The sequence below is a fragment of the Deltaproteobacteria bacterium RBG_16_64_85 genome, from assembly GCA_001798885.1.
GTDB lineage: Bacteria > Desulfobacterota > Deferrimicrobia > Deferrimicrobiales > Deferrimicrobiaceae > FEB-35.
The window spans coordinates 1-7,532 of record MGQW01000027.1 but is presented as its reverse complement, the minus strand read 5'-3'; the positions used below and the strand labels follow the sequence as shown (position 1 = coordinate 7,532).

At 58.1% G+C, this 7,532-nt stretch carries 7 protein-coding genes and 1 pseudogene; 5 read left to right on the top strand and 3 right to left on the bottom strand.

Features of this window, described 5'->3' with window-relative positions; translation table 11 throughout:
* The 5 genes and pseudogenes from A2Z13_05610 to A2Z13_05590 all read left to right on the top strand — a co-directional run bounded on the left by A2Z13_05610 (nucleotide 1) and on the right by A2Z13_05590 (nucleotide 4,130).
* Nucleotides 1-224, top strand: a pseudogene (locus A2Z13_05610) (NAD-dependent epimerase).
* 24 nt (nucleotides 225-248) lie between these two features.
* Nucleotides 249-1,370, top strand: coding sequence for an erythromycin biosynthesis sensory transduction protein eryC1 (locus tag A2Z13_05605; protein ID OGP80022.1), 1,122 nt, complete (start codon nucleotides 249-251; stop codon nucleotides 1,368-1,370).
* A gap of 9 nt (nucleotides 1,371-1,379) precedes the next feature.
* The gene (locus tag A2Z13_05600; GenBank protein OGP80021.1) at nucleotides 1,380-2,348 is read left to right on the top strand and encodes a hypothetical protein; all 969 of its coding nucleotides are present in this window, start codon (nucleotides 1,380-1,382) and stop codon (nucleotides 2,346-2,348) included.
* Between the two features lie 70 nt (nucleotides 2,349-2,418).
* Entirely contained in the window at nucleotides 2,419-3,222 is an 804-nt protein-coding gene (locus A2Z13_05595) for a hypothetical protein (GenBank protein OGP80023.1), read from the top strand.
* Between the two features lie 152 nt (nucleotides 3,223-3,374).
* A complete protein-coding gene (locus A2Z13_05590; GenBank protein ID OGP80020.1) occupies nucleotides 3,375-4,130 on the top strand; it encodes a hypothetical protein in 756 nt (251 codons plus the stop codon).
* Nucleotides 4,131-4,150: 20 nt separating this feature from the next.
* Here the strand turns inward: A2Z13_05590 and A2Z13_05585 are convergent, their stop codons facing one another.
* From A2Z13_05585 to A2Z13_05575, 3 genes are all read right to left on the bottom strand, one after another.
* Nucleotides 4,151-6,052, bottom strand: a complete 1,902-nt coding sequence (locus tag A2Z13_05585) for a hypothetical protein (protein ID OGP80019.1) — start codon at nucleotides 6,050-6,052, stop codon at nucleotides 4,151-4,153.
* 29 nt (nucleotides 6,053-6,081) lie between these two features.
* Entirely contained in the window at nucleotides 6,082-6,894 is an 813-nt protein-coding gene (locus A2Z13_05580) for a hypothetical protein (protein OGP80018.1), read from the bottom strand.
* A gap of 176 nt (nucleotides 6,895-7,070) precedes the next feature.
* A partial coding sequence (locus A2Z13_05575; protein OGP80017.1) for a c-type cytochrome biogenesis protein CcsB occupies nucleotides 7,071-7,532 on the bottom strand: 462 nt, incomplete at its 5' end.

The following is a 7,532-nucleotide window of genomic DNA, read 5'->3' as shown; positions in this document are numbered from 1 at the left end:
TCAGCCTGAAAGCGCTGGCTTCCCTCCTCGTCGAAGTGAACGGAGGCGGCGGATTCGCGTTGCGTTCCTTTCCGGAAGCCCGGAAGCGGATCGATATCGGAGACTACTACGCGGACGACCAGAGGATCCGGAAGATGCTCGGCTGGAATCCGCGCATCCCGCTCCGCGAGGGACTCGTAAAAACCCTGGCCTATTATCGGACACACCTGAAACGATATCTATAACGAATCGAACAAGGAACGCTTCGGATGCCCTTCTCGATCCCCCAGAGCAATCCCAAGGCAAATACCCTTGCCCATGGAAGAGCCATCGAAGGTGCCATCTCGCGGGTGTTGGAGAGCGGCTGGTACATTCTCGGTCAAGAGGTCGCTTCTTTCGAAAAAGAGTTTGCCGGCTACCTGGGGATTTCGCATGCCATCGGCGTCGCCAGCGGCACCGACGCGCTGCACCTGGCCCTGAAGGCCTGCGGCGTGGGTCCAGGCGACTCCGTTATCACGGTCTCGCATACCGCAGTCGCATCCGCCGCTGCGATCGATCTTTGCGGCGCCACTCCCGTGTTCGTGGATATCGACGCGGATCGCTTCACGATGGATCCGAACCGCCTGGAAGAGGCCATACGGGGATTCCATGGACGCGGCCTGAAAGCCATCGTGCCCGTTCATCTCTACGGCCACCCGGCGGACATGTCGGCCATCCTGGAGATCGCCAACCGGCACAACCTTCGTGTCGTCGAGGATTGCGCCCAATCCCACGGAGCGACATTCAGGGGCAAAAAAACCGGCACGCTGGGGCACCTTGCGGCGTTCAGCTTTTATCCGACGAAAAACCTGGGAGCTCTGGGCGATGCCGGCATGGTGGTGACCGGCGACCCCGAGCTGGCGGGAAAGGTGCGCCTGTTGCGGGAGTACGGTTGGGAAGAACGCTATGTCAGCAAATTTCCCGGGATGAACAGCCGGCTGGATGAGGTCCAGGCGGCGATCTTGCGGGTGAAACTGCCCCACCTGGACGAGGAGAACGAATCCCGAAGAAAGATCGCAGGGACGTATCATTCCCTGCTCGCCGCCTGCGGGTTGATCTTGCCGGGAGCCAACCCGGAGGCAGCTCATGTCTACCATCAATATGTAATCCGCGCGAAGAACAGGGATTCCCTGAGAGCCCATCTTCGGGAAAGAGGCATCGGAACGTTGATTCACTACCCTGTCCCGGTCCATCAGCAACCGGCTTATGCGGAAAGGTGGTCCGGAAGGATCCCGTTGCCGCGAACCGAGGAAGCGGCGAAACAGATCCTGAGCCTGCCCATGTATCCGGAGTTGACGACGGACCAGGTTCGAACCGTCGCCCGGGAAATCGTCGCCTGGTGCAGGAGCTGAAAACCCTCGATGCTCCACTTCTGCACGTACTTCGACCGAAACTACCTGGCACAGGGGCTTACCCTCTATCGGTCCTTGATGGAACATGCCGGTCCATTCACGCTATGGGTGCTCTGCTTCGATGATCCCGCCCGGGATGTCCTTTCGAGATTGAATCTGGCCAACCTGCGGCCCGTTTCCCTTCAGGAATTCGAGAAGGGCGATGAGGCGTTGCAAAATGCCAAAAGGAACCGAAGCCGGGTGGAGTATTATTTTACGTGCACCCCGTCCTGGCTCCTCTATCTGTTGGGCCGCCACCCGGAAATCGGGCGGATCACCTATCTCGACGCCGACCTGATGTTCTATTCCACGCCGTCACCCGTGTTCGAGGAGCTTGGAGACCGGTCCATCCTGATCGTCGGCCACCGGTTCCCGGAAAAGTTACGCCACCTGGAGGCGGCGTTCGGGATCTACAATGTCGGTCTCCTGACTTTCGGGAATGATTTGCGGGGAAAGAGTTGCCTCCAATGGTGGCGCGACCGTTGCCTGGAATGGTGTGGTGACCGTCCCGAGAATGGACGTTTCGCCGATCAGAAATACCTGGACGACTGGCCCGGCCGATTCGATGGGGTCGTTGTGCTCCAGCATAAGGGCGCAGGGCTTGCCCCCTGGAACCACATGAATTACATGGTGCGGATCCAGAACGGAGAAATCGCCGTGGACGGCAATCCGCTGATCTTTTACCACTTCCAGGGCGTTCGAATCATCAACCGGCGATTTTTCGACCCGGGGGCATATCGATACGGTCCCATGCCGTTGGCATTGCGTCGCCGGCTTTATTCATCCTACGTTCGATCCCTGTTCGACACGGTGCAATGGGTGCACAACCGGTTACCCTCTACGGACCTCATCACTCCCCGGCTGTACACTAGGGACTATCGGTTGAGAACTTTTTTCCTGCGGCTTCTTCAAGGGCAGATCATGCTTGTCCCCAAGTAATGGCAACATCTACCACGGGGGAAACGTGCCGGAGATGCTGAAACGCGAGGGGGGTTTGCGGCTTAAAGGGATCGCGAAGAGCAGCCGTCCCGGAAATCCGCTCGTTTCCATCATCACCGTCGTATATAACGGCGGGCAGCATCTCGAGGGGACGATCCGAAGCGTCATCGGCCAATCGTATGAACCCGTCGAGTACATCGTCGTCGACGGGGGATCGACAGACGGGACCCTCGATCTCCTCGCGAAATACGATGACCGGATCGATTACTGGATCAGCGAACCCGACAAGGGGATCTCCGATGCCATGAACAAGGGGATCCTTCTCTCGAACGGCGAACTGATCGCCCACCTCCACGCGGATGACTTTTTCCCGGATCCTTCCGTCCTGTCTTCCGTCTGTTCGGAATATCTCCGCCACCCGGGCGCCCTCTGGATGACAGGCGGGATCCATCTTGTGGACCCGGAAGGGAAAATCCTGCAAGAGATCAAGGTGCGGAAATATTCCTACGGGAAATTGGTCCGTGGAAATATCCTTCTCCATCCCGCAACGTTCGTAACCCGGAAGGCCTTTGAGACCATCGGGATGTTCGATGTCGAGTACCGGTATGCCATGGACTATGACCTTTGGCTCCGCCTGGGCGCCATCGCCGATCCGGTCCCGCTGGAACTGCAGGTAGCATGCTTCAGGGTTCACGCAGGGTCTCGCTCCATCGTCCGATCGGACATGGCCTACGATGAATCGTGGCGGATCAGGAAAAAACATCTCCAGGGGCATCCCGTAAAAATTTCCTGCCACTATCTCTATTACACGTTCTGCAAGCGCTTCGTTCGCGCGTACTACAAGAATTTATTATCCGGCGGCAACCCATCTTGAAACCTCGAGACGGGCGATCCTCTTCCTTCCTCCCACGTGCCGGCTTCCCCCTTGTCTCCGTAGTCGTTGCCACCTATAACCGGCCGGAAACGCTCCCCGATTGTTTACGAAGCATCCTCAACCAGACCTGTTCCGACACGGAGATCATCGTCGTGAACGATGCGGGGATCGACGTGAAAGGAATGATCGACTCCCTGAACCACAAAGGGAACATCCTTTACACGGCACATCCCAAAAACAGGGGGATTGCCGCGGCGAGGAACACCGGTATCGGTATGGCCAGAGGCAAGTACATCGCGTACCTCGACGATGATGACATTTACTATCCCGAGCATATTGAAACCCTGGTGGGTACCCTGGAAAGCGGCGATTACAAAGTGGCGTACACCGATGCCATCAGGGGTCGCCAAAGAACCCTCAACGGTCGACACGTGGGTACCCGGCGAGACGTCCCCTACTCCTCCGAGTTTGACTACGACCGGATCCTGGTTCAGAATTTCATCCCCACCTTGTGCATCCTGCACGAAAAGTCGTGCCTGGAGGACACGGGGCGTTTCGATGAATCGCTCCCCGTCCTGGAGGATTGGGACTTGTGGATCCGGCTGTCCCGGAAATACCCCTTCCGGCATGTCCGAAAAATCACCTGTGAATTCGCCTGGAAGGTGGCCGGGGGCACATTGACCAGCACCAAACGCGCGATGTTCTGGCAAACCGTAGAGGTTATTTACGCGAAACATCGTGACCTTGCGAAGGAAAAACCGCGAGTCCGAAAAGCGCAGAGAAACTATCTCCGGGGAGTGAAATTTCTTGCCCGCATGTCGAGGCTTCTCGGGGAGCGGTCCCCCTTTTTTCAATTACTGCAAAACACCCTGACCACCGCCTATAACTGGCGAAACCGTTTTCGGTGACCCCTCCCGGCCGTGGGAGCTTATCGATTCCCGCGCATGGATTCCAGTCGATTCACCATTTCCGCCAACCTGGGGTCATCGGTGAATTCGCGGGCCAAGGTGAAATATTTCAGGGCGTTTGCGAAATCCTTCCTATCCACAAAGATATTCCCGACCGTGATGTAAACGTAAACTTTGTTCACGCCGAGATAAGTGGAATGGAGCAACTCGCTGATGATCTGTTGGGATATGATGTTTTTTGAAATCCTGTACGTGTCGATGATCCGTTTGTTCTCCGGAAGATTCCTGACATAGACGACCGCGAGGCCGTCCGCGAAGACGAGTTCCCACTTCGGACTCTCCGTCAGATATTTGATCAACGGCAAGATCGTCCCCGAGGAATCCACCGCCTTGGTTACGATGTAGGTGATATTGTATTTGTCGAACAGGTTCTCAAAATCCCCCACGACGCCCGTGATCATCTGGTGGTCCCTGAACGTCGTTCCGGCCCGCCCGTCGATGAAGGTCAGTTTTTGCGGGGACACCTGCCATTCCACGAATCCCCCCAGGTCGAAGAAGTTGAACATGTTCCCCTTGATGTCGAGATTCCGCAGGAACTCTCCCGACTTGAGGGAGAACTTGTGTTCCGTGAGGCCGATGCCGTTTTCCACGAAGTCCGCCGTTCCCGCGCGGATATGGTAGGACCCATAGCCGATGGATCCCAGGAAGACCAGCCAGGCCAGGACGATCGGAAGGCGGAAATAGCTCATGTCGGCATCGGAAGAAGACGGCAACGGCCTGTCTTTCACCTCTGTGGTCGTCGCTCCCTTTTTCCCCTGCTTCTTCTTCGTGTTTTCCTTTTCCCTTGCGGCTTTCTCCTTGGCCTTGATGGTGGCTTCCTCCCTCTTGTCCATGTACTCCCGGATTCGCCGTAGGATCCCCTCGAAGGATTGGGCCACCAGGGGGATGGTGAAGATCGACATGAACGCCATGCCGCGGGCCACCATCAACGGCAGCCTCATCCCGTAAATGGCAAGGATGATGTCGTGGATCCTGATCCTGAAGCAGACCAGGCCGGCCGCGCCGAAGGCGATCGTCAACGCCAGGAGGTACTTGTAGTACGGATAAAAAGCGGAGTTCACGATGGAGGTCATCTCCGAGATGCCGGTCATCTGATCGGGGTTCGCCATGAGCCGCAGGGGGGTAAGCACGCTTTCCAGCCCGTGCTTGCTCAGGAAGGTGGCGAGAAAAGAGAGAACGAAAATCCCCAGCGGGATGAACAGATTGTTTTTCAGGGAGATCTTGTCGAACTTGTCCCTGTAGATCACCACGAGGCTTTGGGTCCCGAATGCTCCCAAGGTCCCGAGCCCGGCCAGCGTCGACGGGTGAATATTGGCCCAAAGAAGGAAAACGAACGGAAACGTGTAGATGATCTTCCGGTTCCCCTTGTAGTAAAAAAGCGAGCATGCGTACATCAGGAACGAGGTGAAGAAGTAGGCGATGATCTCCGGTCTCGGTTGCAGGCGGATCCGGAACGGCATCGCGAAGAGCAGCATGGTGAACAGGACGATGTAGGGGTTGATGTCCCTTGCCCGCAGCGACTTGTAGATGAAAAGGAAAGAAAGCGTGGCCATCAGCCAGACAAAGACGGAGACGCCGTTCGACCCGACGAAGCGGTAGACCGTGTAAAGGATGGCCTGGAACCCCAGCTCCTCGTAGCTCATGGGCTGGCCGAGAACGGGGTAGATCAGGAATTCCTTGTCGGGGACCTTGCCGGTTTCGACGAAATGCTTGCCGACGGAGAGGTGGATGCCGTAATCGCTGGTGAAGATCTTGTTGAAGAAAAGCAGCGAGATGGCGAGAAAGCACAGGGCGGTGAGCGCTGCTTGCAGGCGCTTGTTCTTCGCGAACTTGTCGAGGTTCTCCGGTACAGCGACTGCCATCGCTTATTGCTCCCCGGTCTTCCAGGTTTTCAGCGCACCGCGAACGGATTCTTGTGCAGCACGGTCGTCGCTTTCAGGCTCGGGCAGCGCGTGCAATCCCAGCAGCGCACGCACTCTGGGTTGGTCGGGTTGTCATCCGGCCGGATGTCCACCGGGCAGATTTTCCGGCATTTGCCGCACCGGGTGCAGGTGTCCGGGTTCCATGCCAGTTGGAGAAAGCTGGACCCGTTGAAAAAGGAAAAGATCGCCCCGAGCGGGCAGGCGGCCCTGCAGAAGATACGCTTGACAGGCACCGAGCCCGCGACGAAAAAGAGAAGGATCGATAGCTTCACCCAGAAGAGGGAGCCGATCATCGCCCGGACGCCCAGGTTCAGCGTCACCCAGGGGAGTCCCGCGCTGAGCGTACCCGCCGGGCACAGCTTGGAAAACCAGTGCTCGTGAGTCAGATAAGGAACGAGGAACACCAGCAGGGCCAGGGCCGCATAGCGCAGATACCGGGCCCAGCCCGGAAGCGATGCTTTCCAGGTCTTCAGCTTGTAAAGGAGGTCCTGGAGGAACCCGAACGGGCAGAGGGTCCCGCACGTCATCCTCCCCACCGACGCTCCGACGGTCGCCAGAAGACCCACTCCGTAGTACGGGATGACTCCCGTCGCGGCGAAGTGCTGCATCGTCCCGATGGGACAGGAGAACAATGCGGAGGGACAGGCGTAACAGTTGAACAGCGGCGTGCAGACGCCCTTCAGCCTCCCCTGGTACAGGGAGGCGGTCCAGAACCCCTGAAGATAGGCGTTGGGGAGGAGAGTCCCCGCCGTCTGGAAGATCCGGCGTGGAAGGATCGTCACGGGGTCACCCGATCCCGATGCAGGACAGGCAAATAAGGGCACCGTTGACCAGGGTCTTCAGCACTTCCCCCCGGGACAACCCGTAGACGAGTACCGTCAGGGAAGCCAGGGCCGTCAGAAGAAATGCGACCTTTCTCACGCTTGGGAACCTGGATCGCCGATTGCGGTCTACCCTTCTACGAACCGCCGTAGGAATGCAGCCCGGAGAGCACGAGGTTGACGCCCAGGTAGCACATGATGGTCGCCAGGAAGCCCACGATCGAAAGAATCGCGGCCCGCTTGCCGTGCCAGCCCCTGGTGATCCTGGCGTGCAGGAACGTGGCGTACACGAGCCACACGATCAGCGACCAGGTCTCCTTGGGATCCCAGGACCAGTAGGTCCCCCACGCGTAGTTCGCCCAAGCGGCCCCGGTGATGATCCCTGCGGTCAGGAACGGGAATCCCCAGATGATCGACTTGTACACCAGGTCGTCGAGGATCTTGGTGGAGGGAAAGAGCCCGATCACTCCGCCTTCCGTTTTCGCCTCCTCCTGACGGGCCTTGAGGAGGTACATCACGGCGACACCGGCGGATACGGCGAACGCCGCGTACCCGACGAAGCAGGTGATCACGTGGGCGTGGAGCCAGTAGGACTGGAG

Excerpts from the sequence above, each read along its gene's own strand:
- A2Z13_05605 (OGP80022.1), top strand. The coding sequence starts at position 249 with ATGCCCTTCTCGATCCCCCAGAGCAATCCCAAGGCAAATACCCTTGCC.
- A2Z13_05600 (OGP80021.1), top strand. The coding sequence starts at position 1,380 with ATGCTCCACTTCTGCACGTACTTCGACCGAAACTACCTGGCACAGGGG.
- A2Z13_05585 (OGP80019.1), bottom strand. The coding sequence starts at position 6,052 with ATGGCAGTCGCTGTACCGGAGAACCTCGACAAGTTCGCGAAGAACAAG.